The organism is Gleimia hominis (assembly GCF_002871945.2).
Classification (GTDB): domain Bacteria; phylum Actinomycetota; class Actinomycetes; order Actinomycetales; family Actinomycetaceae; genus Gleimia; species Gleimia hominis_A.
On sequence record NZ_CP126963.1, the window covers coordinates 1,005,779 to 1,023,470 of the forward strand.

Annotated in this window: 20 protein-coding genes; 3 read left to right on the forward strand and 17 right to left on the reverse strand. The window is 58.5% G+C overall.

What is annotated here, in order from left to right:
* Positions 1-223 precede the first annotated feature (223 nt).
* Positions 224-871: a M23 family metallopeptidase gene (locus CJ187_RS04530; protein WP_158237769.1), complete on the forward strand. Its 648-nt coding sequence runs from the start codon at positions 224-226 to the stop codon at positions 869-871.
* A gap of 69 nt (positions 872-940) precedes the next feature.
* Here CJ187_RS04530 and CJ187_RS04535 read toward each other — a convergent pair whose 3' ends face one another.
* Positions 941-1,840: a tyrosine recombinase XerC gene (locus CJ187_RS04535; RefSeq protein WP_102217241.1), complete on the reverse strand. Its 900-nt coding sequence runs from the start codon at positions 1,838-1,840 to the stop codon at positions 941-943.
* A gap of 80 nt (positions 1,841-1,920) precedes the next feature.
* On the opposite strand from CJ187_RS04535, the gene CJ187_RS04540 reads away from it, so the two are divergent.
* Complete coding sequence (locus CJ187_RS04540) at positions 1,921-2,595, forward strand: metal-dependent transcriptional regulator (RefSeq protein WP_102217240.1); 675 nt, start codon at positions 1,921-1,923, stop codon at positions 2,593-2,595.
* 26 nt (positions 2,596-2,621) lie between these two features.
* On the opposite strand, the gene dprA is transcribed toward CJ187_RS04540, so the two are convergent.
* The 11 genes from dprA to rpsP all read right to left on the reverse strand — a co-directional run bounded on the left by dprA (position 2,622) and on the right by rpsP (position 10,973).
* Positions 2,622-3,779 (reverse strand): DNA-processing protein DprA, encoded by a 1,158-nt coding sequence (gene dprA, locus CJ187_RS04545; protein WP_158237768.1) that lies wholly within the window; start codon positions 3,777-3,779, stop codon positions 2,622-2,624.
* On the reverse strand, positions 3,776-5,317 hold the full coding sequence (locus tag CJ187_RS04550) for a YifB family Mg chelatase-like AAA ATPase (protein ID WP_102217238.1): 1,542 nt from the start codon (positions 5,315-5,317) through the stop codon (positions 3,776-3,778). Before CJ187_RS04550 ends, dprA begins: the two co-directional genes overlap by 4 nt.
* Positions 5,314-5,670 (reverse strand): YraN family protein, encoded by a 357-nt coding sequence (locus CJ187_RS04555; RefSeq protein ID WP_102217237.1) that lies wholly within the window; start codon positions 5,668-5,670, stop codon positions 5,314-5,316. The genes CJ187_RS04550 and CJ187_RS04555 overlap by 4 nt, the downstream gene beginning before the upstream one ends.
* A gap of 217 nt (positions 5,671-5,887) precedes the next feature.
* On the reverse strand, positions 5,888-6,187 hold the full coding sequence (locus CJ187_RS04560) for a DUF2469 domain-containing protein (RefSeq protein ID WP_102217236.1): 300 nt from the start codon (positions 6,185-6,187) through the stop codon (positions 5,888-5,890).
* A gap of 87 nt (positions 6,188-6,274) precedes the next feature.
* The gene (locus CJ187_RS04565; RefSeq protein WP_102217235.1) at positions 6,275-6,928 is read right to left on the reverse strand and encodes a ribonuclease HII; all 654 of its coding nucleotides are present in this window, start codon (positions 6,926-6,928) and stop codon (positions 6,275-6,277) included.
* A complete protein-coding gene (gene lepB / locus CJ187_RS04570; protein WP_102217234.1) occupies positions 6,925-7,656 on the reverse strand; it encodes a signal peptidase I in 732 nt (243 codons plus the stop codon). The genes CJ187_RS04565 and lepB overlap by 4 nt, the downstream gene beginning before the upstream one ends.
* Before the next feature lie 154 nt (positions 7,657-7,810).
* Positions 7,811-8,152, reverse strand: coding sequence for a 50S ribosomal protein L19 (gene rplS / locus CJ187_RS04575; protein ID WP_102217276.1), 342 nt, complete (start codon positions 8,150-8,152; stop codon positions 7,811-7,813).
* Positions 8,153-8,346: 194 nt separating this feature from the next.
* Entirely contained in the window at positions 8,347-9,663 is a 1,317-nt protein-coding gene (gene trmD / locus CJ187_RS04580; protein WP_102217233.1) for a tRNA (guanosine(37)-N1)-methyltransferase TrmD, read from the reverse strand.
* An 11-nt stretch (positions 9,664-9,674) separates the two neighbouring features.
* Positions 9,675-10,184 carry a ribosome maturation factor RimM gene (gene rimM / locus CJ187_RS04585; protein ID WP_102217232.1) on the reverse strand — a complete coding sequence of 170 codons (510 nt, stop codon included), beginning with the start codon at positions 10,182-10,184 and terminating at the stop codon, positions 9,675-9,677.
* A gap of 73 nt (positions 10,185-10,257) precedes the next feature.
* Positions 10,258-10,497 (reverse strand): RNA-binding protein, encoded by a 240-nt coding sequence (locus CJ187_RS04590; protein WP_102217231.1) that lies wholly within the window; start codon positions 10,495-10,497, stop codon positions 10,258-10,260.
* Positions 10,497-10,973 carry a 30S ribosomal protein S16 gene (rpsP, locus tag CJ187_RS04595; RefSeq protein ID WP_102217230.1) on the reverse strand — a complete coding sequence of 159 codons (477 nt, stop codon included), beginning with the start codon at positions 10,971-10,973 and terminating at the stop codon, positions 10,497-10,499. Before rpsP ends, CJ187_RS04590 begins: the two co-directional genes overlap by 1 nt.
* A 222-nt stretch (positions 10,974-11,195) precedes the next feature.
* On the opposite strand from rpsP, the gene CJ187_RS04600 reads away from it, so the two are divergent.
* Entirely contained in the window at positions 11,196-12,179 is a 984-nt protein-coding gene (locus CJ187_RS04600) for an inositol monophosphatase family protein (RefSeq protein ID WP_158237767.1), read from the forward strand.
* Here CJ187_RS04600 and moeB read toward each other — a convergent pair.
* From moeB to CJ187_RS04625, 5 genes are all read right to left on the reverse strand, one after another.
* Positions 12,176-13,294, reverse strand: a complete 1,119-nt coding sequence (moeB, locus tag CJ187_RS04605) for a molybdopterin-synthase adenylyltransferase MoeB (protein ID WP_199171138.1) — start codon at positions 13,292-13,294, stop codon at positions 12,176-12,178. The two genes, CJ187_RS04600 and moeB, sit on opposite strands and share 4 nt — an antisense overlap.
* A gap of 10 nt (positions 13,295-13,304) precedes the next feature.
* Entirely contained in the window at positions 13,305-14,393 is a 1,089-nt protein-coding gene (locus CJ187_RS04610) for an amidohydrolase family protein (RefSeq protein ID WP_102217227.1), read from the reverse strand.
* Positions 14,394-14,395: 2 nt separating this feature from the next.
* On the reverse strand, positions 14,396-15,970 hold the full coding sequence (ffh, locus tag CJ187_RS04615; protein WP_102217226.1) for a signal recognition particle protein: 1,575 nt from the start codon (positions 15,968-15,970) through the stop codon (positions 14,396-14,398).
* A gap of 59 nt (positions 15,971-16,029) precedes the next feature.
* A complete protein-coding gene (gene ftsY / locus CJ187_RS04620; protein ID WP_102217225.1) occupies positions 16,030-17,220 on the reverse strand; it encodes a signal recognition particle-docking protein FtsY in 1,191 nt (396 codons plus the stop codon).
* 81 nt (positions 17,221-17,301) lie between these two features.
* On the reverse strand, positions 17,302-17,619 hold the full coding sequence (locus CJ187_RS04625; protein WP_102217224.1) for a hypothetical protein: 318 nt from the start codon (positions 17,617-17,619) through the stop codon (positions 17,302-17,304).
* Positions 17,620-17,692 lie beyond the last annotated feature (73 nt).

Genomic DNA, 17,692 nt, shown 5'->3' on the forward strand with positions numbered 1-17,692 from the left:
GGGGTGTGACAGCGGTGAAGAACGCGCGTTAGTCGCCGCTCATGACCATTTGGACACAAACGGCGCCGCGTTTATTGTACGCCACAGGGCGCAGACGGTAAAGGAACGGGGTGGTACGCCCGCTCACACAAACCGGTGGATGGGATTTATCCACCGCTGTTTTTACACACAACCGCGTGGACGCACCGCATTCACGTGCAGTTTGTACCGTAGATTCAACACCATGCTTCATTTACATCGGCCGCTTCCGCATTCACTCCGTTTCGCCGCGTTCTCCTCACGGGCGTTAATCCGCAGTGTTGCCTTAGTTGTAGCGCTAGCCCTGTGTACTGGCGCCAACTCCGTTTCAAGCAGTGCAAACCGCGAAACAGCCGAGTGGGAATCCACCGGTTTAACAATTACCGGTGAATCTGCAGACGAGGGCCCTGGCGCCACTCGGACTCACCCCCGCCTCAAAGCCAGTGGGCGCTGGATTCCACCGGTTCCCCGCCCATTGAACGTTGGCAGGCGGTTTGATCCACCGGCTAAACGTTGGCTGCCCGGGCACCGCGGCGTAGATTTGTGTCCCCCATTGGGCACTGCGGTACGTGCCCCACGCGCAGGCCGCGTAGTGTACGCCGCTGACCTAGCCGGAAGGCCCGTCATTTCAATTGAACATGAGGACGGTTTACACTCCACCCTCGAACCCGTGGAAGCAACTGTTTCCAAAGGGCAAACAGTAGAACAAGGTACCGTGGTGGGCACACTAGTTAGCGGACACGACAACGATTGCTTACATTTTGGTGTGCGCAAAGACAAAGATACCTACTTAGATCCCCTCTTGCTGATAAACCCCAGAGCAGTTTTAAAACCCTGGGACGCCCCGGCTTAAACCGCGAACCGGCAGAAGCAGAAACGAGCTTTATTACGCACATGGAGTTTCTTGGGTCCGCGGCTGCGCTTACGCACGCGGATGAGCTTGACGCATGATGCGAGTAAGACGCGCCGCATCCACATGCGTGTAACGCTGCGTCGTCTGCAACGACGCGTGCCCGAGCAGATCCTGCACCGCCCGCAGATCCGCTCCCCCCTCGAGCATGTGCGTAGCAGCGCAGTGACGTAAACCGTGCGGAGAAATGGTTGGCACACCCGCGCCCACACACGCCCGCTCCAACCGAGCCCGCACGGTCCTCTGGTTAATCCGCCTTCCTCTAACCCCCAAGAAAAACGCTTGCCCCGACTTCTCACTCGCTAACTGACCGCGCCCCACCTCAATCCACTGACGCATCGCTTCGTGAGCCGGTAAACCATACGGAACTACCCGTTCTTTATTTCCCTTCCCCAACACTCTTAACGTATGTGTCGAAGCGTCCAAACTGGTCAAATCAAGCCCAGTAAGCTCCGCCACCCGCATTCCCGTTGAATATAAGACCTCAAAAATCGCCCAGTCCCGCATCTGCTGCGGATCATCCTCCGCTTGTACCTTCACCCACTGCAAGAGCCGATTAGTTTGCTTCACATTCAACGTTGCCGGCAGGTTCTGACTAACTTTAGTCCCCGTGAGTTTCAACGCGGGATCCACCGCGATAAAACCTTCTTTTTTCGCCCAAGCACCGAAGAGCCTAACGGTAGCGATGTAACGAGCCAGAGAAGTCCGCGCTGTCCCCTCCCGCACCCGGTGCGCAAGCCAACCTCTCAATGCCCTATAAGTGAAAACCTCCGCCTGGAAGTTCCCATTGGGGTAAATCCAACTGAGGCAAGCCCGCAGATCAGTTTCATACGCTCGGACTGAGTGTTTGCTAAAACCGCGCGTGTACTGCAAGTAGCGACCGAAATCCTCCAGCAACTCTTCTTGGTCCACGTGATCGCCCTTTCGAAACACTTAATTGTACACCGCAAATAAAACAGGACGGCATGACTATTCGTTGATATTCTGCCTATATGAGTAATGCAAAACTATCCCACTCCGCCGAAGATTACCTGAAGATCATTTGGAAACTAAAAGAGTGGTCTGACCAGCCAGTTAGCACCACACTCCTATCGGAAACCTCAGGAATGCGGGCATCAACCGTGTCAGACGCAGTGAAGAGGCTCACCGCTAGCGGTCTAGTGAAACACGCCCCGTATTCATCGATTGCGCTCACCCCCAAAGGCCGCAAGATCGCGATCGCCATGGTCCGCCGCCACCGGATTATCGAAACGTTCCTGGTATCCCACATGGGCTACCGGTGGGACGAAGTTGACGACGAGGCAGAGCATTTAGAGCACGCCGCATCCGATAAGCTCATTGACCGCATGGAAGAGATGCTGGACTACCCCACGCGGGACCCCCACGGTGATCCAATTCCAGATCGGGACGGCAATATTGCGCAGTTGGATGCGAAACCGTTGACCGAAGCCCCGAAAGATGTGGAGCTGAAAGTGGAGCGGATCAGTGACTCAGATCCGAAGTTCCTGCGGTTCCTCAAAGAGAACGACATCCACATTGGATCAACCTTCCAGTCGATTCCAGCGGGTGAGTTCTCAGAAAACGTTCTTATCCGACTACCGAAAACACAAAACCCGATTCCAGTTGGTAAATCAAGTGCACAGCTCATCTGGGTTTCACACAGTTAAACTCGCCCCTCTCCCAGTCGGCGAGTCTAAGAGCGCGCATACACCCCATTACCACCGCGGCACTGCCCAGCCAACACCAAAGCCGCTAGTGCAGGCAGTACTTCTTGCATAGATAAACCAGCTTCACAAGCAACATTATCGGCAGATGCCCATCCGCGGCGCGGCAGAGCATCCCACACTCGCTGCTGGGCATCAGATAAGTTTGTTGGCGAGCTCTGCTTACTCTCCCCCGCCGCCTTAGCTGGCAAAGTCAACTCCAACTGCGTCCCAATCGGATCCACCAGCTCACAGATTTGCTGAGCACTCGCCACCAGGGATGCGCCGTCGCGGATCGCCTCGTGACAACCCGCAGACTGACTCGAAAACACAGAGCCCGGTACTGCGCCCACAGCCCGGCCCAGTTCTAGAGCCCGGTTCAACGTAGCCAACGCACCCGACCGGTACCCTGCCTCAACCACGATAGTGGCTGAGCAGTAGGCAGCAATCAACCTGTTTCTTGCTAAAAACCGCCAGCGAGCCGGACGCGAAAACGGGCTGCCCTCTGAAATGATCGCTCCCGTTTCCATGATTGAATAAAACAGTTCCTCATTAGAACGCGGGTAAAGATTACACACCCCACCGGCCATGACCGCTACCGTGTGCCCACCTCGCACCGCACCGGCGTGGGCCGCAGTATCTATGCCCAGCGCACCTCCCGAAACCACGGTCTTACCCGCGCGGGTGAGTTCCCACGCGAAATCCCGCGCTAACTCACGCCCGTAATGCGTGCAGGCACGCGCACCCACCAGCGCCACTCGCATCTGCTGCTTCAATTCCCCACGGATCCACAGGGCATGTGGCGCAGCATTACCCAAATCGTTGAACTCCACCGGCCAATTTGGGTGCCCCCGATAGATTACACTGCCACCAACCCGGTCGATTGCTTCCAAGTCCCGCTCTACGTTCAACTTCTCTAACCGCGGTAGCCACCGGGCTAGAGCTCGCACCCACGGCCGTTCCTGACCTGACTCGTCACAGATCAGCGTGCTGGGAAGCGAATCCGCTGCAGGTTTACTCAGTACCCATTCCAGTGCCTGCGCCGCTCCGAGCGCATCTACCAGTATTCCGGCGGACTCATCACCGGGCTCCACGAGTGCGCTCCACGCACACGCCACCTGCTTCGGATCCGCGTAATCAATACTCACGATTCTTCCCCATTTCGATAGTTCAACGCCGCATAAACATCTTCCAAACGCACATCTCTGCCAGCCACGTCCGCGTGAGTGAGCGCTAACCGCAACACCCGATCCGCGCCGCGCAAAGAAATCCGTCCGCGGCTGAGTGCCGTTTCGATTGGATCGATCACCCCAAAGTCTGAACAAACCTGGCGCACCACGCTAGAACTCGCGTGCGCATTCATAGACCACGGGTAGGTGCGCCACCTATGAGCACTGCGCTCACGAGCTGCCACCACCATTTCGCGCGCCCGCGCGCTCGACCACACGGGAGGTTCGGACAAAGCCGCGGCGGACGGGGCAGTCACATTAATCTGAATATCCACTCGGTCCATCAAAGGTCCAGACAGCCGCGCCGCATACCGACGCAACTGTATCGACGAGCATTTGCAGGCCCGCCGGCGGGAGTTTCGAAATCCACACGGACACGGATTCGTGGCCATCACCAGTTGAAACCGTGCTGGGAAGCGAACAATCTCGCGCGCCCGGTGAATCGTCACCACCCCGCTTTCCAGAGGTTGACGTAACGCGTCCAACACTCGCACCGGGAACTCAGCGGCCTCATCTAAGAAAAGGACTCCGCCGTGAGCCAACGAAACCGCGCCCGGCATGGGCATTCCCGCCCCTCCACCAATTAGTGCCACCATGGTGGCGCTATGGTGCGGACTTTGAATCGGGGGCCTTACAATCAACCCGTTTGCGGCGGAGAACTTACCGGCAATCGAGTGAACCGCCGTGACTTCCACCGAATCCTCAGCCGACAAATCCGGCAAAAACGTTGGGAGCCGCCGGGCAATCATGGTTTTCCCAGCTCCCGGTTCCCCATTCATCACCAGATGATGCCCACCGGATGCCGCTAGGATCATGCCCCGAACCGCATAGTTCTGCCCCCGAACCTCACTTAAATCCAAATTCTCATCTTCGGTATCCGCAGGGTTTTCACTCACTGATTCTTGAGGCACTACCGGTAGCCCCGCGGGAAGGGTGCCCCCAAAATCAGATACTAAATCGCGCAAATGCGAATATGCCCGCACTCGGATTCCCGGTACCAGTGAAGCTTCGTCAAGCGACTCACGCGCCACCACGAGCGTGGTGTAACCAGCTTTTCTAGATGCCAGAGCGGCAATCAAGACGGCACGCGCAGGGCGCAGTGAACCATCTAAACCAAGTTCAGCAACAAACACACAGTTTTCGATGGCTGCTGCCTTCACCCGCCCCCGGGCCGCCAGCATTCCCACCGCGATCGCTAAATCAAACGCGGCTCCCGCCTTAGGCAGTGACGCTGGGGAGAGGTTAACAGTAATCCGCTTCTGCACCCACGCCAGGCCGCACGACTGCACTGCCGCCCGCACCCGATCGCGCGCTTCTTTAATGGAAGTGTCGGGTAGCCCCACCAAGTGAAAGCCAGGCACACCACTCGCCAAATGGGTTTCTACCGTGACGATATGGCCCTGGGTGCCGCAAAACGCGCAACCGTGAGTTTTAACGAGAATCGCGGGGGAACTCATACGATCCCCCGGTGCAGTTGCAGGTCCGCGTGGCTGCCACGCACGGACACGGTCAGTAGGTCTACCCGGTAACCGCGGTTCACGCCGCGTTCACACCGCCACTGGTGCGCACCGCGATGGAGCCGATTTAGTTTCGCTTCCGTTACGGATTCCAACGCCGTGCCGCAGCTGGAACCGCGCCGCGTGCGCACCTCAACCACCACCAGTTGCGTGCCGTCATCCGCCACGATATCCAGTTCACAGTGCTTACGTTTGTAGTTGCGCTCTAAAATGCGCCAGCCCAATGTATCACGCAAATAGTTAGCTGCCGCGTCCTCTCCGGCTCGACCTAAAGCATAACGGGTTCGTTTCATACCCCCACTATGTCGCAGGGCCGATGGCTGCGGCCCACAGGACCGAGGTGGTTGTGGACAAGCGCTTAGCGGGCCGCGCTGTGGAAACTAATTATCCACCGAGTTAGCTATTCACAGGTATGCAAATGATCCATCAGTGTAGACAGGCAAACACAGTACAGTGCGCAGTGTAAAGGTTACTCGAAGCCGCATCCGGCCAGTGAGCGGCAAACAAAAGTTAGGGGATATCAAGCTCAGATTTAGCCAGTTCCTCAACGTTAATATCTTTAAACGTCATCACCCGCACAGACTTCACAAACCGAGATGAACGGTAAATATCCCACACCCACGCGTCCCGCATCCGCAACTCAAAAAACACGTCCTGGCCCACCGGGTGGATCTGCACATCCACTTCGTTACACAAGTAAAATCGACGTTCGGTCTCCACCACGTATTTGAACAACTTAACGACGTCGCGGTACTCGCGGAACAGTTCAAGCTCACGCGCGTTCTCGTACGATTCAATATCACCGTTCACTGCAAACTCCTCTACACTATCTACGCATCTGTGTATACGCCCTGCACATTTTTACGCCAGCCCATCGACACATTTACGCGCCCTACGCTACCCAAGCTTCCACGACAACCGGTGCAACGGAGACGGCCCAAAGCTCGCCACCGCGCCGCGATGCGCAGAAGAACCATACCCTTTATTCGAAGCCCAACTGTACCCCGGATCCGGCAGCGCTTCCATCAGGTGATCGCGGGCCACCTTCGCCACAATCGACGCTGCAGCCACCACCGTACACTCCTGATCCGCCTTAATCCGCGTAACCACCCGTGGATCACCCACGCGAGCAAAACGGCACGGCAAATCCTCGTCCGCAAACAGGTCCGCGCGAGGCGTCAACCAATCAACCGAACCGTCCAACAGCACGGTAGACACCGCGGGTACGGCTCGCACGATAACCTCCAATGCCCGCAAACCAGCTAACTGCAACGCCCCCGAAATCCCGACGGCATCCACCTCAGCTGCCGAAGCAAACCCCACTGCGCACGGCCGCGACCACTGCGCCGCAGCAGCAAAAACTTCCGCGCGGCGCCGCGGCGACAACAGCTTAGAATCCGCCAAACCGGTCGGTGGAACCCCCGTACCGGCGGTTGCCGCGCCCACCGCAACTGGCCCGGCAATCGAGCCGCGCCCAACCTCATCCATCCCCACCACAACCGCACCGGGCTGCATTAAGGAACGTTCAAAATCCGGGGTTGCAAACCTCATTTCCGCTTCGCATTCGGCACACCAGTGAACACCTCATTGTGATTTGGATCAGACCAATGCGAAACCGGCCACGCAACAAACTTCGCGCGGCCCACCACGTCATTCACATTCACAAACGGCATCTTCCCATCCTGAAGGTGAACCCGCGAATCCGCAGAATAGTTGCGGTTATCCCCCATCACCCACAAGTGGTTATCAGGCACCGTGACGTCAAATGGTAACAGTCGATTATCCGCCCCCGGCGCCAAATACGGTTCCGCAACCGATTTCCCATTGACCTCAAGCTGCCCCCGCGCATTACAGCACTTAACCCGGTCACCGGGCAGACCAATCAATCGCTTCACCAGATGTTGAGTTCCCCCAGCTGGCCGCAACCCCACAAACACTAATGCGTCATTGATGTACTTCGCCGCCCCCTGCTTCTTCTGAGCCGGTGGCAACCACCCCTGCGTATCCGAAAACACAATCACGTCCCCGCGTTCAAGATCAAACACCGCTGGGGTTAGCCGGGAAGTAACCACGTTATCCCCCACCTGCAGGGTATCTTCCATAGAAGAAGAGGGAATCCAAAACGCCTGCATTATGAACGCGCGGATCAACGCGGAAAGCACCAGAGCCACCACAATCACCATGGTGTACTCCCCCAGGGTCCGCCAGCCACTGCGCTTAGCGCGCCCCTTGCGCCTATCCACCCGGGTTTCTCCTTGCGCGTTCCCTGTGGCTACCATACTCTTCCTCTCAAACCACCCACATGTTAGCGCTCCGCGCTTACGCGCTGACACGCCTCGGGCCTCAAACGATTTCGGATACGCTAAAGGCCTCAAGCGCATGCTCTTCCACAAGTGAAGAAACACGATCGCCTGAGGCCATTAGTACACTAAACTAGCGCTTCTCGCGAATACGCGCGGCCTTACCGTGCCGATCCCGCAAGTAGTACAGTTTCGCGCGGCGCACGCGCCCACGACGCGTCACCTCAATCGAATCAACCGTAGGTGTGTGCACGGGGAACGTCCGCTCCACCCCCACGCCGAACGACACTTTCCGCACGGTGAAGGTCTCGCGCACGCCCTCGCCCTGACGGCGAATAACCAGGCCTTCGAACACCTGAATACGGGTGCGGTTACCTTCGGTAACCCGCACGTTAACGCGCACGGAATCCCCCGCTTGGAACTGCGGAATGTTGTCCCGCAAGGAAGCTGCGTCTACAGCATCTAGACGTTGCATGTTACTCCCAGACGATTCATGCCACAGGTCATTAACCGTCACTCGCACAGTTTAACTGTGTTAAGTACTGTTCTGAGGTTAAGTCATCGGTATTGGTATCCCCCTGTGGCAGGTTGTACCACCGGACCTAACTGCACCATTGTGCCACAAACACCCATCAAGGACGAAGACCTAGCCGGGTGAGGTAACAAATCTCACGCCAAAGTTCGGGCGTACACCACGTCCTGGTTCTCCACGCCCCCAACTAGGAACACGCGTTTACCTATTTTTCGCCACCCGTGGCGCTTGTAAAACTTCTGCGCCCGCCGATTCCTCACGTGGGTTCCCAGCAGTATGCGAGGTCGGCCTGCGTCCACCGGCGCCTGTTCCACGGCGGTTTCCAGCAGTGCCCCCATTATCCCGGTACCGCGCATGTCCTGGCGGGCGTAGCACTTCGACAAGTACAGCGAAGCATCCGCCCATAGTTCCGCTGGAACATCCGGCGGGGGCGCCTGTGTCGAGACGATTTCAATCATCGTGTATGCCACGAGCTCACCGCGCCACCGGGCCACCATTACCCGGCGCTGCGGATCCTGAATCCACCCGCGCACCGCGTCCTCACTCAAATACTCCCGAATATGCCGCTGGCGTGCTTGCGCAGTAACTTCGGGCGGGCACGCATCCGGGAACGTCTGTGCTGCCAGCTGCGCTAACTGCGGCGCATCATCGAGCTGCGCAGGGGCGAAGGCCACCCGTTCGAACCGCGACCCCGCGCTCCGCATCCACCCGCACGCAGCTAAAACCTCTAGATCATGCACGTTCAGATCCTCTTGCGGAATCTGGTTCAGCAAATCTGGTCGCCGCCGCGCGGTTTTCATCAAGGATTTCCGCCGCCGCCACTGCGCAACCCGCCCGTGGTCCCCACTTTTCAGCACCTCGGGCACCGCGTGGTCGCGCCACTTCTCGGGGCGCGTATACGCGGGGTACTCGAGCAGATTATCTTCGAAAGATTCTTCTTTTAGCGACTCAGGGTTGCCCATAAATCCCTCTCGCAGCCGCGCCACCGCCTCCACCAGAGCCAGCGCCGCCACTTCTCCTCCGTTGAGCACGAAGTCGCCGATGGAGTATTCGAATACCTCCACATTTGTGCAGTTACGATAGTGCTGCGATACGCGCGCGTCTATTCCTTCGTAGCGTCCGCAAGCCACAATAATCTGCCCTACCCCCGCCAGGTCCCGCACGTGTTGTTGAGTAAGAGGAACCCCGGACGGCGTTGGGATTGCCAGCACTCGCCTGGCATCCGATTCGTCTAAAACCGCATCAATTGCGCGTCCCCACACGTTTGGTTTCATAACCATCCCAGCACCCCCACCATAGGGCGCGTCGTCCACACTTCGGTGCCGGTCATGGGTCCACTCCCGCAGGTCGTGCACGCGGATTCTAAGCTGGTTTGTGTCCACTGCTTTGCCCATCAGCGACAGTTCCAGCACATTAAAAAAACTGGGGAAGATTGAAATTAAATCAAATTGCATGAGGCCCTAGCTCACTCAAAGTCGTCATCGAACAGGCCACCCGGCGGGGTGACTCGCACGCGCCCACCGGGCACGTCCACAACCGGCACAATCGCTTCAACAAACGGGACAAGCACGTCACCGCGTTCCGTGCTCACCACGAGGAGGTCTTGAGCCTCGCCAAGTTGCAGATCTTTAACCACCCCCAGTTCCCGCTCCTGACTATCGCATACCGTTAGGCCGCGCAGCTCGTGCGGGTACCAGGCGTTTACTTCCGGCTCAATCTCTTCGGTGTCCACCACCAGGTGGACGCCACGTAAAGATTCAGCCGTGGTGCGGTCCCTCACGCCCTCAAACCGGACCGCTAAACGGCCTTTGTGTACGCGCACCGTCTGCACAGTCAACGGCCCCACCGCAGCTGGTTCGGTGCGCAGCTGTGCCCCCGGGTAAATCCGCTTCTCCACCACGTCTGAACGCGTATCTACCAGCACTTCACCTTTCAATGCGTGTGCTGGACCAACAATCCCAACAGTTACATCCATACTGAAATCCTACTGAAGAATATAAACCGGAGGCGGCGTGGACTCCACGCCGCCTCCGAACGCTGTGCAACTATTAGTCGCGATCCGTGTCAATCACATCGACCCGCACCGGGCCGCGTGTTGACAGTGCGGACATTACTGCGCGCATCGCCCGCGCAGTCCGGCCCGAACGGCCAATAACGCGTCCCAGATCATCGGGATTCACCCGAACCTCAAGCAGACGCCCACGACGCATCGAACGCGACGTTACCTCCACATCGTCTGGATGATCCACGATACCGCTAACAATATGTTCCAGAGCATCCGCGAGCATTAGGCTTCCTCAGACTCCTCAGCGGATTCCTCCGCTTCCTCAGCCTTAGCGGCCTCTTCTTCTGCCTTCTTAGCTTCCGCAGCTTCTGCCTCTGCCTTAGCTTTCGCCTCAGCCACAGCAGCCTTGCGTTTAATCGCGTCATCTTCGGCAGCCTGAATAGCTTTTGCCGCAGCTTCCTCATCCGCTGACGCGTACTTGACGTAAGACTTCGGGTTCTCAACCCCCTTGAACGCCGCCCAGTCACCAGTCAACCACAGGAGCTTACGCACCTGGTTTGACGGCTGCGCGCCAACTCCCAGCCAGTACTGCGCCCGATCACCTTTAATGTTGATTGTGGACGGTTGGCGGGTAGGATCGTACGTGCCGATCTCTTCAATTACACGGCCGTCACGCTTCTTGCGTGAATCGACAACAATTACCCGGTAGAACGGAGCATGGACCTTCCCCATGCGCTTCAAACGAATACGAACTGCCACTGGTGTGGTCACTCCTTCGGAATCGAATATTGGATTTACCTAGCTGACGGGGATCACATCGAGCGAGGTGAATCCCAGGACGCGGGGCCCGTCGTCAGAGAGGGGTCCGACGGCTCCGAGTACAACACTCCATTGTGCCAGATTCACCCACGGTTCCCCAAGTCTTCACACCGATTTCCACCGCCCCCTGGCGTGCGATTCGTCACGTGGGATAATGAACCTATGACTTGTGAAAGAATTCCTCTGCATACCCAACCGCAACTAGCCCCCGTCACCGTTGAGCAACAGCGTTCCCTCGATGATAATCAAAACGAAATCGCCCACCAACTTGCCCTAATTGCCCGCGCAACCGCCCGGGCATGCGGACCGTACCTTCGGTGGGCGCGCCTGCAGGATTTGCGGGTCGATAATAAATCTAGCGAACACGACCCCGTGACGGTACACGACAAAGCCATTGAAACTGCAATCACGCAGATTCTTGGCTACTTCCTTCCCGGCTCAAGAGTGCTGGGCGAAGAGCATGGGGAACAGCTCCTTCCTGGCGGCAAACCCCAGTTGCCCGAGCGCATCCAACTGCCCGAACTGGAACCGCACCCGGATGTGCGTTCGCAGGGATCGCGCGTGCGGTGGATTGTGGATCCAATCGATGGGACCGCGAACTTTGCGGCGGGTATGACGTATTTCAACACGTCGATCGCAGCGGAACTCGACGGGCAGGTAGTGGCCGGGGCTATCCACGTGCCCTGCGAGCAAGAAACGTTCTGGGCCAATGCCGAACGCGGTTACTTGGAAAACGAACGCGGTTTCTTTGCCCTGGAATCTTCTGGCCCGACCCGTGAAATTGAGGCGTTGCTACTTACCTACCATCCGATCCTCACGCAGGTGAAAACGCATCCAGAAGTGACGTTTGAGGTTCTTGGTCAGCTCATCGACACGTGCCGGGCGCTGCGCCGCCCCGGTGCGGCTGCTTTGGATTTAGCGAATATTGCGGCCGGTCGCGCGGGCGCGTTCTTCGCTACCTCGGTTAAACCCTGGGACGTTGCAGCCGGATTACACCTGGTTCAGGTCAGTGGGGGCACCAGTTACACCCACCCGATGGGAACGACGACGCCCGCTGGGTTCGGCCCCGGTGTGGTTGCCGCATGTGCCGGACTCACCACCCCGAAGCTGAAAGAACTGCTCGACCAGTTGGCTGCCCAGTACTAGTTTTCGGTCTGTTCCCACTGTTGCATACCACCCGTGACGTTTATGAACTGCGCGTTTGGGTGGTTGCCTTTTACCAGCTCGATCGCCCGCGCGGACCGGCCACCCGACCTGCAGTACACGTACGTGGGCCGGCCGGGTTTCAACCCCGGTAGACGCGGCTGCTCCATCAGCTGGCTCAGTGGCACCAGCTGCGCGCCCGGAATGTGCCCCATCTTCCATTCCCACTCTTCGCGCACATCCACGAGGTTCATTGGCTCTCCCTCGCGGATACGTTCGCGCAGCTGGACTGCGGACACCTCACCTTCTCGCGAGCCGGCGCCGCAAGTATTTCCTACGTCATCTACCACATCTGCTCCCACGCTAGTTACCGGTACTCGGCTGGGATCTGGCCGAACTGGGATTTTTTCGAACTTCACACTCAACGCGTCATACGTCAATAACTGCCCAATCAGTGGCTCCCCAATGTGGGCGAGCACTTTTATCGCTTCCGTCGCCATGAGGGAACCGATCACGCCCGGAAGCACCCCCAGCACCCCTGCTTCCGCGCAAGACGGCACCTCACCGGGCGCCGGTGGGCTCGGGTAAAGATCGCGATACAACGGGCCCTTCCCGGGCCAAAACACACTGAGTTGCCCAAAGAACCTCAAGATCGCCCCCCACACAACGGGGATATCCAAGATCTCCGCGGCGTCCGCAACCACGTACCGGGTGGTGAAGTTATCCGTCCCATCCAAAATCACGTCCGCACCACCCAGTACCTCAAGCGCATTAGTGCTGGTGAGACGCTCGTTCACGAGAGTTAACGCGATATCTGGGTTTAGCCCGCGCAACACCTGGGCCGCGGACTGCGTTTTCGCCATCCCCAAGTTCGCTTCCGAATGGATCACTTGGCGCTGCAAGTTAGTGCGGTCCACCACGTCGTCATCCACCAGGGTTATTTGCCCGACTCCAGCGGCCGCTAAATACGGCAGCGCGGCCGAACCCAGGCCTCCGGCGCCCACCACGGTTACGCGCGCGTTTAACAACTTCTCTTGCGCCGCCGGCCCGAACCCACGCAACCCCAGGTGTCGTTGCAACCGCTCCACCTGGGGCGCACTTAACTGTGAAATCTTCAACTCTATACACCTACCCCTCGTAAACCACGCGGTGGGGACTCGCCAGCACCGACAGGTCCTCGCGCGGATCGCGATCATAAACCACGGCGTGCGCGGCCTCACCGTCAGAAAGGGAAGGGAACCCCAAGAAATCCCGTGCCTGCCAAGTAACCCGATCAAGAATCTGCGTGTTCGTAAGCCCCATGCGGGTGAACGCCATGATTTCTTTGGCGATCGAACCGTGGGGTTGGAACGAACCAGAATCCGTGCCCGGCAACAACGTGAGCCCCGACTCGGCGATATTACGCAGTGTCTGCGGGTAATCCGCATACAGGCCGCGCATGTCATCGCGGTAAACCGGGTACTTAGTGCCCGCGCTGCTCGCGAACGAGGGGAACAAGTCCACTTGAATAATCGTGGGGGTGACCGCGATCCCAAGCTGGGCGGCCTCCCGCATCTGGCTCAAAGTCATGCCCGTACCGTGCTCAATGCAATCCACCCGCGCCTCCAGCAAACTCTCAATCGTCGCGCGGGCAAACGTGTGCACCGTAACCCGGGCCCCTGCCTCATGAGCGGCCTGAACACCATCTTTCAACGCTTCGGTGGAAAACAAGGGGTGCAGGGTTGAATCCGCCCCATCAGCGCGATCGATCCAATCGCCCACCAGTTTTATCCACCCGTCACTGCGACGCGCCTGATACGCCATCTGCTGCGGCAAGTCTGCGTCGCGCTCTACCTCTACTGCCAACCCGCGGATATACCGCTTGTACTTCGCAATGTGCTGGCCGCAGTGCAGTAAACGCACGCCGTCACGCTGCTCATTTACCGCGCGGTTATCGAACGGCAACCCGCAATCGCGCACCAGCAGCACCCCGCTGTGGTGGGCCACGCGCGCCTGCTGGGCAAGCAAATCGGAATCCTGTCGCGGCCCCGTCTTGTCAATCCCAATGTGGCAGTGCGCATCCACCAGGCCGGGAAGCATCCACCCTTCCAGGTCCGCACTCGTTTGCGTGCGAGGAACGCGGCGCACAGTTCCCCCTTCGATCTTAAGGTCGATATCTTCGACCCAGCGGGCGGGTTCCCCTTTTTCTCGCCACAGGGCGGCGCCGCGAAACAGCAAAGTTAGAATCCTCCCAGCATGCGTTTCAAATCGTCAGGCAGATCATCCATCGTCTGTTTCGGTTCCGGTTCACTAATCCCGAACGAGCTGCCCTTCTTATGTTCTGGAACCATCTTCGACAGCTCCTGCTTACGCCGCTTCGCGGGGTTACCCGACACGCCTGAACGCGACTTCCGCCGCTTCTTCTTCGGCTGGCGGCCCTTTGACTTCTTGCCCGACCCAGGTAGTTTGCCCATGCCGGGCATACCCCCCATCCCGGGCATCCCCGGCATACCGCCGCCACTGCCCATGGAACGCATCATTTCGCGCGCGCCCTCAAAGCGTTTCACGAGGGAGTTAACTTCCGTAACCGTCGTGCCCGACCCCGCTGCGATCCGCGAGCGGCGCGAACCGTTCAGAATCTTTACGTCCGCGCGTTCAGCCGGCGTCATGGACCGCACAATCGCTTCAATGCGGTTAACTTCGCGTTCATCGAAGTTCTCTAACTGTTCGCGGAACTGGCCGGCGCCCGGCATCATGCCCAGCAGCTTCTTCATAGACCCGAGTTTGCGGATCTGCTGCAACTGGTTCAAGAAGTCATCGAGCGTCAGCCCGCCAGACATGGCTTTGCGCGCCATGTCCTGTGCATCCTGCGCATCGATTTTCCGTTCAGCTTGCTCAATTAAAGTGAGCACGTCCCCCATGTCGAGGATCCGGCCCGCCATCCGGTCGGGGTGGAACCGTTCGAAGTCTTCCAACCCCTCACCGGTGGATGCAAATAGGATTGGTTCCCCCGTGACTCCGCGCACGGACAAAGCTGCACCGCCACGTGCGTCACCATCCAGTTTCGACAAGACCACACCGGTGAATCCCACGCCGTCGCGGAACTCCGTTGCGGTATTCACCGCGTCTTGACCAATCATGGCGTCGAGCACGAATAATACCTCGTGAGGTTCAATCGCCTCACGAATATTCCGCGCCTGCGTCATCAGTTCTTCATCAACCCCCAGGCGGCCGGCGGTATCCACCACCACGAGGTCGTACCCGTTTTCTACAGCGTGGTTAACTCCCGAACGCGCAACCTGCACCGGGTCCCCAACTCCGTTGCCAGGTTCGGGTGCCCACACGTCCACGCCGGCGCGCTTACCCACAACCTCCAGCTGGGTGACTGCGTTGGGACGCTGCAAGTCCGCTGCTACCAGGAGGACTCGCTTGCCTTCCTCCCGCATCCAGTGGCCGAGTTTACCCGCTAACGTGGTTTTACCCGCACCCTGCAGACCCGCGAGCATGAACACCGTCGGACCCCGGTTCGCGAAATGCAGTTCCCGAGTCTGCCCACCCAGAACACGCACCAGTTCGTCGTGAACTATACGCACCACCTGCTGGCCTGGGTTAAGCCCCTGGGTGACAACGGCGCCCGCCGCTTTCTCGCGAACGTTCCCGATGAACTCGCGCACAACGGGGAGGGCCACGTCTGCATCCAGCAGGGCCCGGCGGATATCAGCCGACACTTCCTGAATGTCAGATTCACTAATGATGCCCTTGCCCCGCAGTTTGCGGAACGAGTTGGAAAGGCGGTCAGACAGATTATTAAACACGTTGCGTACCCTTATTTACCTTCGGAGCTTACTTCGTCTACTTTAACCGATACTCCACGCTACCCGATGATGGCATCGACAAAGTCTTCGGCATTAAAGGGCGCTAGGTCGTCCGCACCCTCCCCTAGGCCCACGAGTTTAACCGGCACCCCCAGGGCGCGTTGGACAGCCACCACGATACCGCCTTTAGCGGACCCGTCTAGTTTTGTCAGTACCACGCCCGTGACATCCACTACCTGCGAGAATACTTCCGCCTGGCGCAGCCCATTTTGCCCGGTCGTTGCATCGAGCACCAGCAGGACTTCGGAAACGGGGGCTTGCTTTTCCATTACCCGCTTCACTTTCCCAAGTTCGTCCATGAGGGTGGATTTGTTCTGTAAGCGACCCGCCGTGTCTACGAGCACGACATCCACGTCTTCACTGTGCCCCTGTTTGACCGCGTCGAAGGCCACGGAAGCCGGGTCTGCGCCCTCAACTTCAGAACGCACAGTGTTCACTCCAACGCGTTCGCCCCACGTGGCAAGCTGTTCGGCGGCGGCCGCCCGGAAGGTATCCGCGGCCCCTAGCAGCGCTGTTTTCCCTTCAGCCACAAGCAGTCGCGCCAGTTTACCCACCGTGGTGGTCTTCCCAGTTCCGTTGACCCCCACCATGAGTAGCACAGCTGGGTGCGCGCCCTGTTCATCGTTCGTGCGTTCCAGGTTCAGACTCCGATCCAAAGTGGGATCCACGATTTTCAGCAGCTCCTGCCGCAGCACCTGTTTCGCCACTGCCGCGTCGGCACTACCGCGCACCTTCAATTGCTGACGCACACTGTCGAGTACCTCTTGGGTGGCGTCCAACCCAAGATCCGCCATCAGCAGGGTTTCTTCGAACTCTTCCCAGTCCGCCTCTGAAAGGTCGGCGCGCGAAAGGATTGACAGTAGTGACTGCCCCATCTTGCCTGACCCCGCCAAGCGTGAACGCAGCCGCTGCATCCGCCCCGCCACCGGCTCCGGTTCCACAACCTGCGGCTTTGCCGGTTCGTGCGCCTGCGGCGTGCTGGGCTTCGCTTCGGCCTGCGTTTCAGGTTGTTCCGCTGCGGCTTTGCCCGCTGGTTCCTCCGGCTGCCGCGGTTCCAACTGCGACTGGTCCGGTGCGGGTGGAAGGGAATCATGACGGCGTTTAACCCAGTAGATACCGGCCCCAATTACGACGACAGCGGCAATCCCCAGGATCGCATACAGAAGCACTAAACTACTCATGCTTTCCATCTTCGCTTATTTTCAGCGCTGGGAAAAGCCCAGGGGAAAACTTTTTGCTCTGCGCGTTACCCGCATTCACCCACGGGTGGGTTAGTCGTCTTCTTCTTCCCCCAGTTGAGGTGCCTGCAACTCGTCCGCCGACAAATACCCAGACCCCGACGTGGAATCGCGTTCCATAACCGTAAAAATGGACTCTGTTTGCGGCTCAACCAAAATGGGTTTTTGAGGCGCCGCATCCCTCTTCTCATCCGGTTTCTGCTGCGGCTTCAAATACGTGCGCGCGCTCTTCAACTCGTCCTGCCACGACGCCATAGGTCGGCGCGTAGTCATCAATACCGCCAGCACAATCAGGGCGATCACGACGATAGCTAACGTCGTGATGATCACAAAAAACGCGGTAGAAAGCACCCTCTAATAATCAGTATTTCCCCAACAAATATCAACTAGAACCGCCTCTTGTTGCCAGTTTGTGACCATTCTC